Raw genomic sequence first — 17,558 nt, forward strand, 5'->3', positions numbered from 1 at the left:
CCGCCGCGGATGCTGGACGCCTCACCCTCAGGAACGGCGATGGCCAGGACCGTCCTGGAGGCCAGTCCGGCGTCGGGCGAAACGAATTCGATCTGCATGGTTCTCCACTTCCTTTCGCCGGGCCGGCCCGCGGGCGACGTGCACGGCGGTTGCGTCCTTGGTGCGGGTCATGATTAGAACAGGCTGGAGCTTCAGGCGCGGCAAATCGCCCGCTGGGATCGATAAAATCGTCATGCGCCTGATTGACCGCTACCTCCTGCGCCAGCTTGTTGGGCCCACGCTCTGGGCGGTGGCGGCCGCGACCGGACTGGCTCTTCTTTCCACCTCCCTCACCCAGCTCGACCTGATCGTGGCCGGGGGACAGAACGCCCTAGTCTTCCTCAAAGCCACAGCCTTGGCCATGCCCCAGCTCATCAACATGGTGCTGCCGGTCAGCCTCTTTGTCGCCGCCCTCATCACGCTCAACCGGCTTCAGACCGACCAGGAACTGGTCGTCTGTTTCGCGGGCGGAATGAGCCGCTGGCGCGTCATCGCCCCTGCCTTCCGGCTCGCAGCCGTCCTGGCGCTCCTGTCGCTGGTCATCAACCTCTGGATCCAGCCCGCCTCCCACCGCGCCATGCGCGAAGTGCTTTTCGAAGTGCGCACCAACCTGGTCTCCGCCCTGATCCGCGAGGGCCAGTTCACCCAGCCTGCGCCGGGTCTGACGGTCTACGCCCAGTCGATCGACCGCGATGGCCAGATCCGGAACCTGTTCATCCACCGGGCCAAGGATGATGGCGGCGCGACGACCTATACGGCGGACAGCGGTCGGTTGGTGATGAAGGATGGGGCGCCGATTCTTCGCCTCTTCCGTGGATCGACCCAGGAACTCTCGCCCGAGGGCGTCCTGAATTACCTGAGCTTTGATGATTATCCTTTTGAATTAAATGAATTTATAAGATCCGAAGAGCGTATTCACTACAAGCCCTCGGACAGATTTCTGCATGAACTTCTCTTCCCCGACCTCACCCAGGACTGGGAGAAGCGTAATCACCTGAAGCTGCTGGCTGAGGGTCACGCCCGCCTCGCCACGCCGCTCTACAACCTGACCTTCACGGGTCTGGCCGTCTGGGCGATCGTGGGCGGGGCGTTCTCGCGCCTGGGGTACAGTCGCCGGATCATTGTTGCAGGCGGCGTCGCTGCAGTGACCCGCATTCTTGGATTTATTGCCGTTTCTGCTTCTGAATCAGAGGTTTGGCTCAACATCCTTCAGTACCTTATTCCCCTCATGGGTCTGGGCTGGGCCCTCCGCGCCGTCTTCCGGCAGCGGCCATCCCGGTTCATCTCCCTGACGTCGCGACGGAGCGGCGCCACCCGCACCATGGCGGCCGTATGACCCGGTTTTTCAGTATTCTCGACCTCTACCTGCTGCGAAGCGCTACGCGCGCCGTCGCCGGCGCATTTGCGATAATTTCAGCGGTCATCCTTTTGATTCAATTTGAAGAATTATCTCGCTCTGTCGGTGTCAGGACAGATGCCGCGGTGAGTGATGTTCTCTGGCTCACCCTGCTGCGCTCGCCGAGCCTGATCCTCCTGCTCTCACCCTTCATGTTCCTGTTCGGGGGGATTGCAGCCTATGTGAGCCTGAATCGGTCGAGCGAGCTGACGGCCATGCGGGCGGCCGGCGTCTCGGCCTGGAGGTTCATTGCGCCCTCGGCCGTCCTGGCCTTCACGGCGGGTGTCTTCGTGGTGGCGGTTCTCAATCCCCTGGCGGCCAGCCTCTCGGCGCGCTTCGAGGTCGAGCGGGCGCGGCTCATGCAGAATTATCTTGCGGACGCTCCCAAGGAGGTCTGGCTACGTCAGGGCGACGACCGCGGCCTCATCGTGATCCACGCCAAGTCCCGGGACCTGCAGGAGAACGCGATCCGCCTGCGGGCCGTGTCCATGTTCGTCTACCAGAAGGACCCGGAGGGACGCCTCCAGTTCCGCCGTCGGATCGAGGCCGCCGAAGCGGTGCTGCGCGCCGGGCTCTGGAATCTTCGGGACGTCCGCGAAGCCGCGCCGGGACAGAGCGCCGTCCGGTCTGATTCGCTGTCCATCCGCTCTGCGCTCACCGCAGACGGGGCGGTCGAAAGGTTCGCCTCTCCGGAGGCCGTGACCTTCTGGGGCCTGCCCGCCGCCATCCGCCAGACGGAAATGGCGGGTTTCAGCGCCCGCGCCTTCCAGCTGCGACTGCACCAGCTGATGGCCACGCCCGTCCTGTTCGCCGCCATGGCCATCCTTGCCGCCACCTCATCCCTGCGCCTCACCCGGCAAGGCGGCCTGGCGCTGGCGGTCGGGGTGGGGACGGCTATCGGCTTCCTGGTCTTCTTCTTCAATCAGATGACGGGCGCCCTGGCCTCCGCCGACATCATCCCGCCGCTGCTCGGCGCATGGGCGCCGCCCCTCGTCGCCCTCCTGTCCGGCCTCGCCGTGCTCTGTTACACGGAAGATGGATGAAGTGGGCGTCTGGTCTGTCGAATCACAGCCCGGCCGCCCGGACAGGGCGTCGATGAAGCGGTCAGGTATCAAGGGGTGGGGCGTCGCGGCGTGGCTGATGGGAGCCGCCCTGTCGACGCCTGCGCCAGTGCTGGCCGCCGCTCCGCCCAGCCCGGCAGCGGACGGCCTGACCCCTGACCAGCTCTACATCGAGGCCGATACGGTCTCCCGGGATGACGAGAAGGGGCTCACCATCGCCCGCGGTGGTGTTCAGGCGCGGTATCAGGGGCGCACCCTGACGGCGGACGAGATCACTTTCGAAGCCGCCACACGCACGATCCGCGCCAAGGGCAATGTGCGGATCATCAATCCGGATCGGACCGCCCAGTTCGCCGACGAACTGGTTCTCGACCAATCCCTGTCCGTCGGCGCCGCAGCCGGTTTCTCCGCCCGCAGCGAAGGTCAGGTCAAGATGGCCGCCGCCAGCGCCGTCCGGCGCAGCGAGACGCTGAATGAACTCAACCGGGCCATCTACACGCCGTGCGAGATCTGCGCGAAGAACGGGGATTCCAAGGAGCCCTCCTGGTCGATCCAGGCCGAGCGGATCATCCAGGACCGCGAGCGGCAGGTGGTGACCTATCGGAACGCCGTCATCCGGGTCCGCGGCGCGCCCGTCCTCTGGCTGCCGGTCTTCTGGCACGCGGACCCTCAGGCCGAGCGGAGGTCGGGCTTCCTGACCCCGAACATCCAGACCTCCGGGCGCAGGGGCCTGTCCTACGAGCAACCCTATGTCTTCGTTCTGAACCCCTCCGCAGACCTGACGCTCTCTCCGCAGATCAACAGCCGGGTGGCGCCCTTCCTCAACGGTCACTATCGCCAGCGATTCCGCAACGGCGCCATCGACGTCCGTGGGGGCTTCACCCACGACCGCGACTTCGATGGCGACGGCAACGCCTTCGGTGATCCGACCTCCCGGAGCTACATCCTGGCCTCCGGCGCCTTCGCCCTGACCCCGGAATGGCGCTGGGGATTCAGTGCGGAACGCACGTCCGAAAAACTGCTGTTCGAGAAGTACGACATCGGAGACGTCTATGTGGCCCGAGGTCCGTTTGTCCCTGATGACCGGCGCCTCATCTCGCAGGTCTACGCCACCCGCCAGACCGCGAGGTCATGGTTCTCCGCGGGCGCCTTCAGCATCCAGGGACTGCGCCCTGAGGACGATGACCGGACCTTCCCGCAGGTCGGCCCCTTCATCGAAAGCCGCTTCGAGCCCATGGCGGATCTGGTCGGCGGCCGTCTGCGGGTTCGCGCCTCCGCCGTCGCCCTGACCCGGGACGCCGCGCCCGGCAGCCCGGCCGGAACACCGGGCCTGGACAGCCGGAGGGTGACCTTCGAAAGCGACTGGCGCCGCACCTCCACCAGCCTGGGAGGCCTGCGCCTTTCGGCCTTCGGCAACCTCAGGATGGATGGCTACAACATCGGAGATGCCGATGGGATCGCCGGTCGCAGCGCCTCTCAGGGGCGCACCCTGGCGTCGGCGGGAGCGGACATCTCCTTCCCTCTGGCCCGACGGACCTCAGGCGCACTCCTGGTGATCGAGCCGACCGCTCAGCTTGTGGCGTCCGCAGGCGCCGCCGTCATCCGGGTGGGCCGCACGCCGTCGGGCGCCCCGATCTACCTCAATGAGGACTCCGCCACGGTGGTCTTTGATGAGACCAGCCTCTTTCGCCTCAATCGGTTCCCTGGCCATGATCTGACCGAAGACGGGCTCCGTCTGAGCCTCGCCGCCCGGACCAGCGTGCTCTGGGATGATGGACGGCGGGCGAATCTGGTGCTCGGCCGCAGTTTCCGGTCGAACGAGTCGGGCGTGTTCTCAACCACATCCGGCCTCTCGCGCAAGGCCTCGGACTGGATCGTCGCCGTCGAGGCCGAGCCCGCGACGGGGGTCAGCTTCTTCGCCCGGAGCCGTCTGGACGGGGAAGACCTCAGTGTCCGCCGCGCAGAGGCCGGCGCAAACATTTCGGTTCGGAGGGGGTCCGGATACTTCCGTTACTTCAAGGAAGAGACCGGGCCTGGGTCCGGCCGGCGGGAGAACGCGGACCTTGGCGGCGAGATCTTCTTCAACGACACATGGGGTGTTTCCTTCTATGGCAACCGCGACCTTTCTGCGAGCGCCTGGGTGATGCGGGATATCGGCCTTGTGTACCGCGACGACTGCACCCGCCTGGACATCATCTACCGGCAGGAAGACCTGCAGGTCGGGCGGCTGGGTTCCTCGACCTCCGTCAACATTCGCCTCACCCTCGCCACATTGGGAGGCCCCCTTGGCGCCCGGTAGCGTCACACCTCTGGAGTGAAGGCTTCACCCGTGTCAGAAGGCAGCCAAATTTCACCATGCGCTTAGAGGACGAAGTGTCGGTCATGAGCCGAGTTGCGATGAAGGGATGTCGAACCCTCGCCGCCGCCTGCCTTGCGCTGGGGGCCGTTGCAGGCCCGGCCTTCTCACAGGCCCCGCCGACGGCCGCCCCCGCCGGGCTGTCGGAAAGCGTGGCGGCCGTAATCAACGACGAGGTCATTTCGACCTTCGACCTTGCCCAGAGGATGCGGCTCCTGATCGCGACCTCCGGAATCCAGCCTACCCAGCAGAACCTGCCTCAGTTCCAGCGCGAGGCCCTCAGCGGACTTGTGGACGAGCGACTCCAGATCCAGGAGCTTCGCCGGGTGGAGAAGGAACAAAAGATCGAGATCGTCCCAACGGACTCCGAGGTGGATGAACAGCTCACCGAAATGGCGAGGGAAAACAACGCGAACCTGCAACAATTTACAAACTCGCTTGCGGCTCAGGGGATCGGGATCGATACGCTGCGCGAACAGATCCGGGCGCAATCGGGGTGGCAGCGATGGGTCCGCGGTCGTTACGGGTCCCGGCTGAGGGTCGGCGAGGATCAGGTCAAGGCGGAGATGGAGCGCATCGCTGCAGCGGCCACCCGTCCCCAGTATCAGATCGCCGAGGTCTTCATCGACGCCGCCCGCGTGGGCGGCATGGAGGTGGCGGTGAACGGCGCCGCCCAGCTCGTTTCCCAGATCCAGCAGGGCGCCCCCTTCCCGGCTGTCGCCCGCCAGTTTTCCGCCTCGCCCTCCGCCGCCACAGGGGGAGACGTCGGCTGGATCACGGCGGGGGAAATGCCCGCTGAAGTGGACGCCGCCCTCGAGCAGATGCGCCCGGGCCAGCTTTCGCGGCCGATCCCTGTCCGCGACGGGGTCTACATTGTTTATCTGAGGGACCGCCGGGCGGGCGCCTCCGCTGTCACGGTCAGCCTGAAGCAGGCCGCCATCGCCCTGGCCCAGGGCGCGCCCGACGCAGAGGTGCGGGCGGCCTCAGGCCGGCTGACTGATCTTCGCGGCCGGATTCGGGGCTGCGAAACGGTGGAGACCGAGGCGGCGCGGGTTCAGGGCGTTGTGGCCGGCGACCTCGGCGAGGCCGAACTCAAGGATCTCTCTCCCGCCTTCCGGACCGCCGTCGAGGGTCTGTCGCCGGGACAGACCTCCGAGCCAATCCGCACCAATGTCGGCCTCCACATCCTGACAGTCTGCGCCCGCGGTTCGGGCGGACCTGGCGCTGTCAGCAAGGAACAGATCGAGGGGCGGATCTACGGTCAGCAACTCTCGATGATCGCCCGGCGCTACATGCGTGATCTTCGCACCGCCGCCACCATCGAGACGCGTTAGGCGGCGGCGCCATGAGCCCGCCCCTTGCGGTGACCCTGGGCGATCCCGCCGGTATCGGACCTGAGATCATCGCCGCCGCCTGGTCGCGCCGGGCGGCGGGGGACCCGCCCTTCCTGGTGTTTGGAGACGCACAGACCCTGAAGCGCGCGGGGGCGCCCGTGGCTCCGGTGGGGAGCCCTGCAGAGGCCGCAGACGTGTTTGCGTCGCACCTGCCGGTGCTCGACATGCCGCTGCCGGAGCCCGTGCTGCCCGGTCACCCCTCGACGAGCGCCGCAGCGAGCGTCACCGGCTGGATCGCCGCAGCAACCCGGGCCTGCCTGGCCGGGGAGGCCTGCGCCCTCGTCACCGCACCCATTTCGAAGTCGATCCTCAAGGCGGCGGGGTTCAGTCATCCCGGGCATACGGAGTACATCGGCGAACTCACCGCCGGGGCGCCCTGGAGCGGCGAAAGGGGTCCTGTGATGATGCTGGCGGCGGGGAACCTTCGCGTCAGCCTGGCGACCATCCATCTGCCCCTGGCCGCCGTGAGCGCAGCCCTCAGCCTGGAGGGCCTCCTGCGCACCGCCCGGGTGACCGCCCAGTCCCTCACCCGGGACTTTGGCCTGCCCCGGCCCCGCCTCGCCATGGCCGCCCTCAATCCCCACGCCGGAGAGTCCGGGGAGATCGGCCGGGAAGAAATCACTCTGATCACGCCGGCGGCGGAGAGGCTCAGGGCCGAGGGACTGGACATCGAGGGGCCGCTGCCGGCCGACAGCCTCTTCGCCCCCGAAATCCGCCAGCGCTACGACGCCGTGATCTGCATGTACCATGATCAGGCCCTCATCCCGATCAAGATGCTGGACTTCTGGGGGGGCGTGAACCTGACCCTGGGCCTGCCGGTGGTGCGGACCTCTCCAGACCACGGGACCGCCTTCGACATCGCCGGCAGGGGCCTCGCCCGCGCAGACAGCTTCATCGCCGCCCTTCGCATGGCCGGGGAGATCGCCCGGCGGCGGTCGCATTGACCCTTCCCGTCAGGATTTCGGATCGCCTCGCCGCCCATGGCCTCCAGGCGAACAAGGGTCTGGGCCAGCATTTTCTTCTCGACCTGAACGTCACCCGGAAGATCGCCCGTCTGTCTGAAGCGGGCCCCGCGGACCATGTCATCGAGGTCGGTCCGGGCCCTGGCGGACTCACCCAGGCGCTTCTTGAGACCGGCGCGAGGGTCACGGCCATCGAGCGTGACGCCCGCTTCCTGCCCCTGCTGGAGGAACTGGCCGCCGCCTTTCCAGGGCGCCTTGAGGTGCTCCATGCGGACGCTCTCAAGGTAGATGAAGCCATGATCGTCGGTCCGCAGGGCGCCCGGATCGTTTCAAACCTGCCCTACAATGTCGGCACGCCCCTGCTGGTCAAATGGCTGACCGGCGCGTTCCAGCCGCGATCCCTGACCCTGATGTTCCAGAAGGAAGTCGCACGTCGCATCGTCGCAGAGCCTGGTGATCCGGATTACGGTCGCCTTGCCGTCCTGGCCGCTGCGGTGACGATGCGCAGGCTTGTGCTGGAGGCGCCGGCGAAGGCCTTCACCCCGCCGCCCAAGGTGGACTCAGCAGTCGTTCACCTGGTTCCACGGGAGGACCGGGTGGCCGGGAACCGCCTGGAGGCGCTGCAGAAGGTCACGGCGGCCGCCTTTGGCCAGAGACGCAAGATGCTCCGGGCCGGATTGCGGGCCCTGGGGGGCGAGGCCCTCTGCCGCGCCGCCGGCGTGGACCCCTCGGTCCGGCCGGAGACTCTGGACCTGGATGGCTTCCTGCGTCTTGCCGACGCCCTGCTCACGAAAGCTTGATCAGCGGTTTCTGCGGGCATAGGCTGCGAAGTGTCCAAGGGACGATTCCGGGGCCGTCGTGGCGTCGGGCGTCCGTTCGGTCATCTCGGGAGAGTCGTAATGAAGAAAGTCGCTCTGACTGTGGCCGCCATGGCCGCCGTAGCCTCGCTGGCCGCTTGCAGCAAGCCCGCCGAAGAAGCCGCTCCGGCCGCTGACGCTGCGGCCCCCGCCGCTGAAGCCGCCCCGCCGGCCGACGCTGCTGCGCCCGCTGCGGCCGCCGCTGACGCCGCCGCCGCCGCTCCGGCTGACGCCGCCGCGGCTCCGGCTGCGGCTCCGGCCGCTGACGCCGCCATGGCTGAAAAGAAGTAAGACAGTCCGGTCTGGCGGCCTGACCGCCATTCCAGTCTGCATTCGGAGGGGCCGTCCTCAGGGGCGGCCCTTCTTTCTTGGGCGGTTACCGGCTCAAGCCAGGACTTCGCCCGGCAGGGTCTCGGTGTCGACGCTGGCCTGCATGGCGGCGGCATAGCGGGCGCCCGTGACGGTGGAGGCGTTGACCGTCGCCTCCACGGCGCGAACGGTCTCGGCTGACAGCTCAACCTGCGATGCGGCCATGTCCTCGCGGACGTGATCCGGATGGGTCGTGCCCGGAATCGGCACGAGACCGGGGTCCTTGTGAAGCAGCCAGGCCAGGCAGAGCTGGGCGGGGGTGCAGCCCGCCTCGCGGGCGATGGCCTCGAAGCGATCCAGGAGGGCGAGATTCCGCTGGAAGGCCTTTCCCTGGAACCGGGGCATGCCGACCCGGAAGTCGCCGGCGTCCAGCCTCGCGACGTCGCGGACCCCGCCGGCCAGGAACCCACGGCCCACGGGACTGAAGGCGACGAAGGTGACGCCGAGCTCCCGGCAGGCCTCCAGGACCGCAACCTCCGGATTACGGGTCCAGGGGGAGTATTCGGTCTGCAGGGCGGTGATGGGGTGCGCCGCGTGGGCGCGCCGAAGCGTGGCTGCGGAGACCTCCGACAGGCCGATGGTGCGGATCTTCCCGGCCGCCACGAGGTCAGCCAGGGCGCCGACGCTATCCTCGATCGGCACCCGCCGGTCCCAGCGATGCAGATAGTAGAGATCGATCACCTCGACCCCGAGGCGCTGGAGGCTCTCGTCACAGGTGGCCTTGAGGACGTCCGGATGGCCGTTGAGCTCACGCCGCTCGCCCCGGGAGAGGCCGCACTTGGACGCCAGAACAAACCGGTCCCGGTGCGGACCCAGGACCTCGCCCACCAGGCGTTCATTGTGGCCCAGGCCGTAGACGGCCGCCGTGTCAAAGAAGGTGCATCCCGCATCCAGGGCGCCGAGAAGGACCGCCTCCGCCTGCTGCCGGGGCGGCGGCGGACCATAGGCGTGCGACAGGCTCATGCAGCCCAGGCCGATTTCGGACACCTCGAAGGGGCCAAGCTTGCGGGTTTTCATCAGCGGCTCCGGGATCAGGAAAGGGGTTCGGACCCCAGCCGGGCGACAAAGTCCGGCAGCCAGGGATTGCGGCCCGGCTTCATGCGCTCCGCCCGGTAGATATGGCCGAGGTCGGCATAAGCGCGGTCGAAGTTCTTGTTCACGATGACGTAGTCATAGTCCTCCCAGTGGGTGATCTCCTCACGGCCCCGCTCCAGCCGGCGATGGATCACCAGGTCAGAATCCTGCGCCCGGGCGTTGAGACGCCGGGCGAGGTCGGCCCAGGTCGGCGGCAGGACGAAGATGCTCACGCTGTCCTCGGGCATGGCCTGGCGCACCTGCGCCGCGCCCTGCCAGTCGATGTCGAAGAGTACGTCCCGCCCTGCAGCCAGGGCCGCTTCGACAGGCGCCTTGGGCGTGCCGTAGCGGTTGTCGTGAACATGGGCCCACTCCAGGAGCTGACCGCCCTCGACCATTTCCTCGAAGCGCTCCGGGGACACGAAATAGTACTCACGGCCCTCCTCCTCACCGGGGCGAGGGGCGCGGGTCGTGGCGGAGATCGACAGGACAAGGTCATCATGATCGGACACGAGCCGCCGGGAGAGGGAGGTCTTGCCGGCGCCGGAAGGGCTGGAAACGAGCAGCAGAAGGCCTCGCCTCTGAACCTCCCAGGGACGGGCCGCATCCGTCAGGCTCATGATTCACTCCACATTCTGGACCTGTTCCCGGAATTGATCGATCGCAGCCTTCAGGTCCAGCCCGGTCCGGGTCAGGTCGGCGATCGCCGCCTTTGAACAGAGGGTGTTGGCCTCGCGCATGAATTCCTGGGTCAGGAAGTCAAGACGCCGGCCCGCCGCTCCGCCGTCCGACAGAAGCGAGCGGGCGCTGGCCAGGTGACCCCCCAGCCGGTCCAGCTCTTCCCGGACGTCCGCCTTCACCGCAAGCGCGGCCGCCTCAAGGAAGGCGCGCTCTGCGACATCGGAGCCTTCTCCCGCCAGTTCAGACAGCCGCCGCTGAAACCGGCCGCGGATCGCCTCGGTCTGGTCACCGGCGAGGCGCCCCGCGCGCGCCACCAGAGCTTCGACCTCGTCGAGAAGCTGGAACAGGACTCCGCTGAGCTGCCCGCCCTCCTCCAGCCGCGCGGCCTTCAGCGCATCGAGGGCCTCTGTCATCGCCGAAACCAGAAGGGCGTTGACCTCCGCGAGGGCTTCGGGATCGGTTTCGGCCGGCTCGGCCTCGATCACGCCGCGAAGAGACAGGAGACCATCCAGGGTTGGGCGCAATACCCGGCCCTCGCGGATCCAGGGTTCGCCGGCGTCGAGGAGGGTCCGGGCAAGCTCGTGGTTGATGCGCAGGGGCGCCTCCGCCTCCAGACGCCGTGCAGTGACCGTGACCGAGACCTGGCCCCTCTGGAAACGCGCCTGGGCGGCGTCCCGGGTCGCCCGCTCAAGGGCGTCGAATCCGGGCGGACCCCTGAAGCGCACCTCCAGGCTGCGGCCATTCACGGACCTGGCCTCCACCGCCCAGCTCCAGCCGCCGCCGGCGCCCTCTGCCCGGCCAAATCCGGTCATGCCGCTCAGTTGCGCCATATCAGCCGCCGCCTCCCTGTGCGCGTTCGATGCGCCGCCAGCGGGCGACATTGGCGTTATGGGCTTCGAGCGTCTCGGCGAAGGCATGCCCGCCAGAGCCATCCGCCACGAAGAAGATCTCCCGGGTCTCGAGCGGGTCCAGGACAGCTTCGAGGGAGGCGCGTCCCGGATTGGCGATCGGGGTCGGAGGCAGGCCCGCATGGGCATAGGTGTTCCAGGGACTACGGTCTGCCAGCTCCGAGGCCCTGATCCCGCGACCCAGAGGCTCGCCCCGGCTCACGGCGTAGATCACGGTGGGATCGCTCTGCAGGCGCATTCCCAGCCTGAGGCGGTTGATGAAGACGGCGGCGACGCGACGGCGCTCGTCAGCCTGCCCCGTCTCCTTTTCCACGATAGAGGCCAGGATCACCGCCTCCCGGGGCGAGGCCAGGGGCAGGCCGGGCTGGCGGGACGCCCAAAGCCGGTCGAGCAGCGCCTGCTGGTCCGCCCTCATGCGATCGAGAAGGGACTGACGGGTATCGCCCCGCTCGGCCCGGTAGGTCTCGGGCAGGAGGACCCCCTCCTCAGGGATCTCGACCTCTCCGGTCAGCCAGTCGACCGCGCGGAGCTCCCGGACGATCATGGCCGAGGTGAGTCCCTCCGGCAGGGTGACGCTGCGGGCGATGGTGCGACCCGCCTGAAGGTCGGACAGGACGGCCATCATCGAGGCCCGACTGGGGATGGCGTACTCTCCGGCCTTGAGCGACCCGCCGGCGCCGGTCGCCCGCGCGACCAACTGGAAGACCGTCGCAGACCGGACGACCCCCGCCGCCTCCAGGGCCGCCGCCACCCCAGAGACGCCTGAACCCCGGGGTATCTGGACCAGGGTCTCAGCTCCTGACCGGGCCCGGGGCCCCGGGCCAAGGATCACCAGGAGGCCGATCGCAAGAACAGCGACGCCAAGCCCAGCGAAGGCGGCCCCGATCCTCCGGCGCCGCGTCGACCAGAACCTGCGCCTCACGGGACCTTCTTGAGGACGAGCGAGGCGTTGGTGCCGCCGAAACCGAAGCTGTTCGACACCGCCACATCGATCTTCATCGGCTTGGCCTTGTGGGGAACAAGATCCACCACCGTTTCGACCGAGGGATTGTCGAGGTTGATCGTCGGCGGCGCCACCTGGTCGCGGATGGCCAGGCAGGTGAAGGCGGCCTCTATCGCGCCGGCGGCGCCCAGGAGATGGCCGGTGGCCGACTTGGTGGAGCTCATGGTCGCCCGGGCGGCGGCGTCGCCCAGGAGGCGAGTCACCGCGCCGAGCTCGATCTCGTCACCCAGCGGGGTCGAGGTGCCATGGGCGTTGATGTAGTCCACCTGCGAGGGATCGACACCGGCGTCCCGCACCGCCGCGCGCATGGCCCGGAAGCCGCCGTCTCCATCCTCGGCGGGTGCGGTGATGTGATAGGCGTCGCCGGCCATGCCGTACCCTGCGACCTCGGCGTAGATCTTCGCGCCCCGGGCCTGTGCGTGCTCGAGTTCCTCGAGGATGAGGATGCCGGCGCCCTCCCCCATGACGAAGCCGTCCCGGTCCTTGTCGTAAGGCCGGCTGGCCTTTTCAGGGGCGTCGTTGAAGCTGGTGGACATGGCCCGGCAGGCGATGAAGCCCGCGATACCGATAGGGCATATCGAAGCCTCGGCGCCCCCGGCCACCATGACGTCGGCGTCGCCGTAGCGGATCATCCGGGCGGCGTCGCCGATGGCGTGGGCCCCTGTGGCGCAGGCCGTGACGACCGAATGATTCGGCCCCTTGAAGCCATGACGGATCGAAACCTGCCCCGAGGCGAGGTTGATCAGGGCCGAAGGGATGAAGAAGGGGCTGACCCTTCGGGGGCCCTTCTCGTGCAGCTCGATGGCCGTGTCGGCGATGGTGGACAGGCCGCCGATGCCGGAGCCGATGATCACGCCCGTGCGTTCAAAGTCCTCAGTGGTCTCCGGCTTCCATCCGGAGTCGGCGACGGCCTCGTCCGCTGCAGCGATGGCGTACAGAATGAAGTCGTCGATGCGGCGGCGGTCCTTTGCCGGAAGTGTAGCCTCAGGGTCGAAGGATCCTTCGACGTCCGGCCCGCCGCCACCGCGTCCATCCACGCGGGGGACCTCGCACGCGATCTGGCAGGCGTAGCCTTCGGGATCGAAGGTTGTGATCCGGCCTGCGCCCGACCTGCCGGCCAGGATGGCCTTCCAGGTGATCTCCCGGCCCTGCCCCAGCGGGGTGAGGAGGCCGATTCCCGTAACCACGACTCGACGCATGGCGCCCTCCGCAAATGCAAACCGCCGCGTCTCGGCGAAGGGACGCGGCGGTCAGGTCGTCGACGGCCAGGAGGCGTTAGCCGCCCAGGCGTTCTCCGATGAACTTCACCGCATCACCCACAGTCTGAATGTGCTCGGCGGCGTCGTCCGGAATCTCGATGTCGAATTCTTCTTCGAAGGCCATGACCAGCTCGACATTGTCGAGACTGTCGGCGCCCAGGTCATCGATGAAGCTGGCCTTTTCGGTCACCTTCTCGGGATCGGCGTCGAGGTGCTCGATGACGATCTTGCGGACGCGTTCAAGGATGTCGGACATACGTTGGGGTCCCTGTTGTTCAGTTGTTCCTTCCGCGACCGACGACGTGATGTCAACCGATCCCGGTCGCGGGATTGAGACCCGGGGCCTCACCGATGTGGAGGGTGGTAGCATGCTCCCCCCGATGAGGCCAGCCGGTCAGATCATCGCCATGCCGCCATTCACGTGCAGGGTCTGTCCGGTCATGTAGCCGGCCTCCTCACTCGCGAGATAGACGCACGCCGCCGCGACATCCGCCCCGGAACCGAGCCGGCCGGAAGGTATTGTTCCCAGGATCTGGGTCTTCTGCGCCTCGTTGAGGGCGTCGGTCATCGGGCTCTCGATGAACCCCGGCGCCACGCAATTCACCGTCACCCCGCGGGTGGCGACTTCCTGGGCCAGGGACTTGGAGAATCCGATCATGCCGGCCTTGGAGGCGGCGTAGTTGGCCTGCCCCGGATTACCCATGACGCCCACGACAGAGGTGATTCCGATGATCCGGCCGAACCGCCGCTTCATCATGCCCCGAAGGGCGGCTCGGGACAGCCTGAAATAGCTTTCGAGATTGACCTTGAGAACCTGCTCCCAGTCCTCGTCCTTCATCCTCAGAAGGAGGCCGTCGCGGGTGATGCCGGCGTTGGCGACCAGGATGTCCACCTGGCCGGCGGCGGCCTCGGCGAGGCCGATCAGGCCGTCGACGGCCGCCGCATCCGAGAGGTTCGCCGGAACAATGCTGGTGCGGCCGCCAAGCTCCGAGGCCAGGTCGGCCAGGACAGCTTCCCGCGTACCGGACAGCACGACATGCGCTCCGGCGGCGTAGAGCGCCCGGGCGATCTCGGCGCCAATCCCGCCGGTAGCCCCGGTGACCAGGGCGGTCCTTCCCGTCAGGTCGAACATGATCAGTCTCCTCAGAGGCTTGCGGCGAAGGCTTCGAGATCAGCGGGGGCGTTCAGGGCGGAAGCCTCGGCGTCCGGGGCGATGCGCTTGACCATGCCGGTCAGGACCTTGCCGGCGCCCGCCTCGGCAAACTGGGTCACCCCGCCCTCCCCGGCCAGCCAGATCAGGCTCTCCCGCCAACGGACCCGGCCCGTAACCTGCTCGACCAGCAGTCTCCGGATCGTCTCAGGGTCCAGGGTCGGCCGGGCCGTGACATTCGCCACAAGCGGCGCCCGGGGCGCGTGGATGGCCGCGGCGGCGAGGGCGGCGGCCATCTCATCGGCGGCCGGCTGCATGAGGGGGCAGTGGAAGGGTGCGGACACATTGAGCGGGATCGCCCGGGCGCCGAGTTCCTTGGCCTTCTCGATCGCCAGATCGACCGCCGCCTTCGCGCCCGAGATGACCACGTTCCCGGAATTGTTGTCGTTGGCGACGACGCAGACGCCCACGGCCGAACCGGCGGCGGCGGCCGCCTCCGCCAGGGCCAGGTCCGTCTTCGGGCCGATCAGGGAGGCCATGGCCCCATCGCCCACCGGAACGGCCCGCTGCATGGCCTGGCCGCGCAGCTTCAGGAGGCGGGCGGTATCGGAGAGGGACAGGGCGCCGGCGGCGCAGAGCGCCGAGTACTCGCCCAGGGAGTGTCCCGCCACGAAGGCGGCGCGCTCGATCCCGACCCCGAACTCCCGCTCGAGGGTGCGGATCACCGCGAGGCTGACGGCCATGAGCGCCGGCTGGGCGTTCTCGGTCAGGGTCAACTGATCCTCTGGCCCTTCACGCATCAGGGTCGAGAGCTTCTGGCCCAAGGCCTCATCGACTTCCTGGAAAACCTCTCGCGCCGGGGCGAAGGCGGCGGCGAGGTCGGCGCCCATGCCGACGGCCTGGCTTCCCTGGCCGGGAAACAGAAAGGCGAGACTCATGACCGGCGCTCCTCCCAGATGCGGATGACGGGCGAGGGTTAGGCGATCAAGCGTTGCGCGGCAAGCCGACGCGCCTCTGGCGTTCCGAGGCGCCGGGGGCCATGATGACCCCGGCAGAGAGAACCCGAGGGAGGGATCATGCGCGCCGTCATCCGCCGCAACAAGCAGCTTGTCTGCGACGAGGTCGCGGACCTGTCGCCCGGCCCGGGACAGATCCTGGTCCGGACCCTGGCCTGCGGGATCTGTGGATCGGACCTGCACGCCCTGCACCACATGGAACACATGATCGAAACCGCGACCCGGGCCAGCGGCGGCTTCGGGACGGGCTTCGATCCTACTGCGGACACCGTCTTCGGCCATGAGTTCTGCGCCGAGGTGCTGGATCACGGCCCGGGATCTCCCAAAAGCATCCGCACCGGCGCCAGAGTCGTGTCCGTGCCGATCACGCTGACGGAGGCGGGATTTGAGTCCCTCGGCTACTCGAACCGCCTCCCCGGCGGGTTCGCAGAGCGAATGCTTCTGACCGAGTCCATGGTTCTGGAGGTGCCCAACGGCCTGCCCACAGACCAGGCGGCGCTGACGGAACCCTTCGCCGTGGGCGAGCACGCGGTGGCGATGGCCCGCCTCGATCGAGATTCCGTCTGCATGGTGATCGGCTGCGGCCCGGTCGGCCTTGCGGTCATCGCCGCCCTGAAAGCGCGCGGCCATGGCCCAGTGATCGCCACGGACTACTCCCCGCGCCGCCGGGCGTCCGCGGAGAGGCTGGGAGCCGACCTCGTCATCGATCCCTCGAAGGAGAGCCCCCATGCCCGGTGGGAGAGCTACGGCGTTCCCGTGCAGCGCGCGGCTCAGTCCATGGCGCGGATGATGGGCAAGACCTTCGGTCGCCCGGTGGTCTTCGAGTGCGTGGGGGCCCCAGGCATCCTGCAGACCCTGATCGAGGCCTCCCCTGCCGGCGCCCAGATCGTGGTCGCTGGCGTCTGCATGGAGACGGACAAGATCGAACCGGCCATCGCCATCACCAAGGAGATGGAGCTGACCTTCGTCTTCGGCTACACGCCCGACGAATTCGCTCACACCTTGCGCCAGATCTCGGAGGGCGTGATCGATGTCTCCGGCGTGGTGACCGGCAAGGTCGGACTGGAGGGTGTGGCGGAGGCCTTCGTGACCCTTGGGGATCCGGAAGCACACGTGAAAATCCTGGTCGAACCCACGAGATAGGCGAGAGAATGTCTGATCCAGTGACTCCAAATCCGGATGAAAAGGAGGCCGCGCGGATTCGCCGTAATCGCCTCCTGGGCCGAATTCTTCTGATCGCCCTGGGCCTCTTGCTGATCGCCCAGATGATCCCCTTCCTCATGCGCGCCTGAGGCGTCCGGAGACCCGAGAGATGCGCCTGTCCTCTCCCCGCATTCCGCCCCTGACCGACTCCGAGATGGACGCCGACCAGAGGGAGATCACGGCGCCCATGGCCGACCGGGGCCGGGTCCTCAACATCTTCCGCACCCTGGTCCGTGCGCCGAAGGCCGCCCGGGCCTTCCTGGCCTGGGGAAACTACGTCCTGTCGCGCCGCAACGACCTGCCGCCACGTCAGCGCGAGCTGGTGATCCTGCGCGTCGGATACCTGTGCAAATCCGGCTACGAGTGGACCCAGCATGTGGAGATCGGTCTGAGGGATGGCCTGACATCGACGGAAATCCCCCGGATCAAGCAGGGCGCGGATGCGCCTGAGTGGTCCGAGGACGACCGGCTCCTGCTTCGCGCGACGGACGAACTGCACCACGACAAGTTCATCACCGAGGCGACCTGGACGGCGTTGCGCGCCCGCTTCAGCGAGAAGCAGTGCATGGATCTTGTCTTCACTGTCGGCCAGTACACCCAGGTCTCAATGATCCTGAACACGTTCGGGGTGCCCCTCGACGAGGGCCAGACCCTGGACCCAGACCTGAAGGGTTACTGAGGTCGCTCAGCGCGGCGCACGCTTCTGGGCCAGGGCCGCGCAGCTGGCGAAGCCGAGAGAGCCTTCGGAGTCGTAGAGCCAGCATTCTCCGACGGCGACGCCATCCGTGGCCTGGTGGTTGACGGATCGGAACCCCACCCACTCACCCACA

At 67.7% G+C, this 17,558-nt stretch carries 18 protein-coding genes; 10 read left to right on the forward strand and 8 right to left on the reverse strand.

The genetic code is table 11. The features are described from left to right. The first annotated feature begins 232 nt into the window (after window positions 1-232). From lptF to IM632_RS09570, 7 genes are all read left to right on the forward strand, one after another. On the forward strand, window positions 233-1,375 hold the full coding sequence (lptF, locus tag IM632_RS09540) for an LPS export ABC transporter permease LptF (RefSeq protein ID WP_296481505.1): 1,143 nt from the start codon (window positions 233-235) through the stop codon (window positions 1,373-1,375). Then, a complete protein-coding gene (locus IM632_RS09545; protein WP_296481500.1) occupies window positions 1,372-2,478 on the forward strand; it encodes an LptF/LptG family permease in 1,107 nt (368 codons plus the stop codon). The genes lptF and IM632_RS09545 overlap by 4 nt, the downstream gene beginning before the upstream one ends. Window positions 2,479-2,530: 52 nt before the next feature. Further along, window positions 2,531-4,795 carry an LPS assembly protein LptD gene (lptD, locus tag IM632_RS09550; RefSeq protein WP_296481497.1) on the forward strand — a complete coding sequence of 755 codons (2,265 nt, stop codon included), beginning with the start codon at window positions 2,531-2,533 and terminating at the stop codon, window positions 4,793-4,795. A gap of 83 nt (window positions 4,796-4,878) precedes the next feature. Continuing rightward, on the forward strand, window positions 4,879-6,186 hold the full coding sequence (locus IM632_RS09555; RefSeq protein ID WP_296481494.1) for a peptidylprolyl isomerase: 1,308 nt from the start codon (window positions 4,879-4,881) through the stop codon (window positions 6,184-6,186). Between the two features lie 11 nt (window positions 6,187-6,197). Further along, the gene (gene pdxA, locus IM632_RS09560) at window positions 6,198-7,190 is read left to right on the forward strand and encodes a 4-hydroxythreonine-4-phosphate dehydrogenase PdxA (RefSeq protein ID WP_296481491.1); all 993 of its coding nucleotides are present in this window, start codon (window positions 6,198-6,200) and stop codon (window positions 7,188-7,190) included. Continuing rightward, window positions 7,187-8,008 carry a 16S rRNA (adenine(1518)-N(6)/adenine(1519)-N(6))-dimethyltransferase RsmA gene (rsmA, locus tag IM632_RS09565; RefSeq protein WP_293519398.1) on the forward strand — a complete coding sequence of 274 codons (822 nt, stop codon included), beginning with the start codon at window positions 7,187-7,189 and terminating at the stop codon, window positions 8,006-8,008. The genes pdxA and rsmA overlap by 4 nt, the downstream gene beginning before the upstream one ends. Window positions 8,009-8,107: 99 nt before the next feature. Beyond that, complete coding sequence (locus tag IM632_RS09570) at window positions 8,108-8,356, forward strand: hypothetical protein (protein WP_293514344.1); 249 nt, start codon at window positions 8,108-8,110, stop codon at window positions 8,354-8,356. 93 nt (window positions 8,357-8,449) lie between these two features. Here IM632_RS09570 and IM632_RS09575 read toward each other — a convergent pair whose 3' ends face one another. From IM632_RS09575 to fabD, 8 genes are all read right to left on the reverse strand, one after another. Then, a complete protein-coding gene (locus IM632_RS09575) occupies window positions 8,450-9,451 on the reverse strand; it encodes an aldo/keto reductase (protein WP_296481484.1) in 1,002 nt (333 codons plus the stop codon). 14 nt (window positions 9,452-9,465) lie between these two features. Further along, window positions 9,466-10,128 carry a guanylate kinase gene (gmk, locus tag IM632_RS09580; protein ID WP_296481481.1) on the reverse strand — a complete coding sequence of 221 codons (663 nt, stop codon included), beginning with the start codon at window positions 10,126-10,128 and terminating at the stop codon, window positions 9,466-9,468. 3 nt (window positions 10,129-10,131) lie between these two features. Further along, the gene (locus IM632_RS09585; RefSeq protein WP_296481479.1) at window positions 10,132-11,019 is read right to left on the reverse strand and encodes a YicC/YloC family endoribonuclease; all 888 of its coding nucleotides are present in this window, start codon (window positions 11,017-11,019) and stop codon (window positions 10,132-10,134) included. Between the two features lies 1 nt (window position 11,020). Then, window positions 11,021-12,019, reverse strand: coding sequence for an endolytic transglycosylase MltG (gene mltG, locus IM632_RS09590; RefSeq protein ID WP_296481478.1), 999 nt, complete (start codon window positions 12,017-12,019; stop codon window positions 11,021-11,023). Next, entirely contained in the window at window positions 12,016-13,299 is a 1,284-nt protein-coding gene (gene fabF, locus IM632_RS09595) for a beta-ketoacyl-ACP synthase II (protein WP_296481475.1), read from the reverse strand. The genes mltG and fabF overlap by 4 nt, the downstream gene beginning before the upstream one ends. Before the next feature lie 76 nt (window positions 13,300-13,375). Continuing rightward, on the reverse strand, window positions 13,376-13,615 hold the full coding sequence (locus tag IM632_RS09600; protein ID WP_110449928.1) for an acyl carrier protein: 240 nt from the start codon (window positions 13,613-13,615) through the stop codon (window positions 13,376-13,378). Window positions 13,616-13,753: 138 nt separating this feature from the next. Continuing rightward, the gene (gene fabG / locus IM632_RS09605; protein WP_296481473.1) at window positions 13,754-14,491 is read right to left on the reverse strand and encodes a 3-oxoacyl-[acyl-carrier-protein] reductase; all 738 of its coding nucleotides are present in this window, start codon (window positions 14,489-14,491) and stop codon (window positions 13,754-13,756) included. An 11-nt stretch (window positions 14,492-14,502) separates the two neighbouring features. Next, on the reverse strand, window positions 14,503-15,447 hold the full coding sequence (fabD, locus tag IM632_RS09610) for an ACP S-malonyltransferase (RefSeq protein WP_296498028.1): 945 nt from the start codon (window positions 15,445-15,447) through the stop codon (window positions 14,503-14,505). A gap of 138 nt (window positions 15,448-15,585) precedes the next feature. On the opposite strand from fabD, the gene IM632_RS09615 reads away from it, so the two are divergent. From IM632_RS09615 to IM632_RS09625, 3 genes are read left to right on the forward strand one after another with little or no spacing between them, the layout of a single operon-like run. Continuing rightward, window positions 15,586-16,668, forward strand: coding sequence for a zinc-binding dehydrogenase (locus IM632_RS09615; RefSeq protein WP_296481468.1), 1,083 nt, complete (start codon window positions 15,586-15,588; stop codon window positions 16,666-16,668). A gap of 8 nt (window positions 16,669-16,676) precedes the next feature. Continuing rightward, window positions 16,677-16,817 carry a hypothetical protein gene (locus IM632_RS09620; protein WP_296481465.1) on the forward strand — a complete coding sequence of 47 codons (141 nt, stop codon included), beginning with the start codon at window positions 16,677-16,679 and terminating at the stop codon, window positions 16,815-16,817. A 20-nt stretch (window positions 16,818-16,837) separates the two neighbouring features. Then, a complete protein-coding gene (locus IM632_RS09625) occupies window positions 16,838-17,407 on the forward strand; it encodes a carboxymuconolactone decarboxylase family protein (RefSeq protein ID WP_296552271.1) in 570 nt (189 codons plus the stop codon). Window positions 17,408-17,558 lie beyond the last annotated feature (151 nt).

It is taken from the genome of Phenylobacterium sp., from assembly GCF_020402505.1.
In the GTDB taxonomy this organism is placed as follows: Bacteria; Pseudomonadota; Alphaproteobacteria; order Caulobacterales; family Caulobacteraceae; genus Phenylobacterium.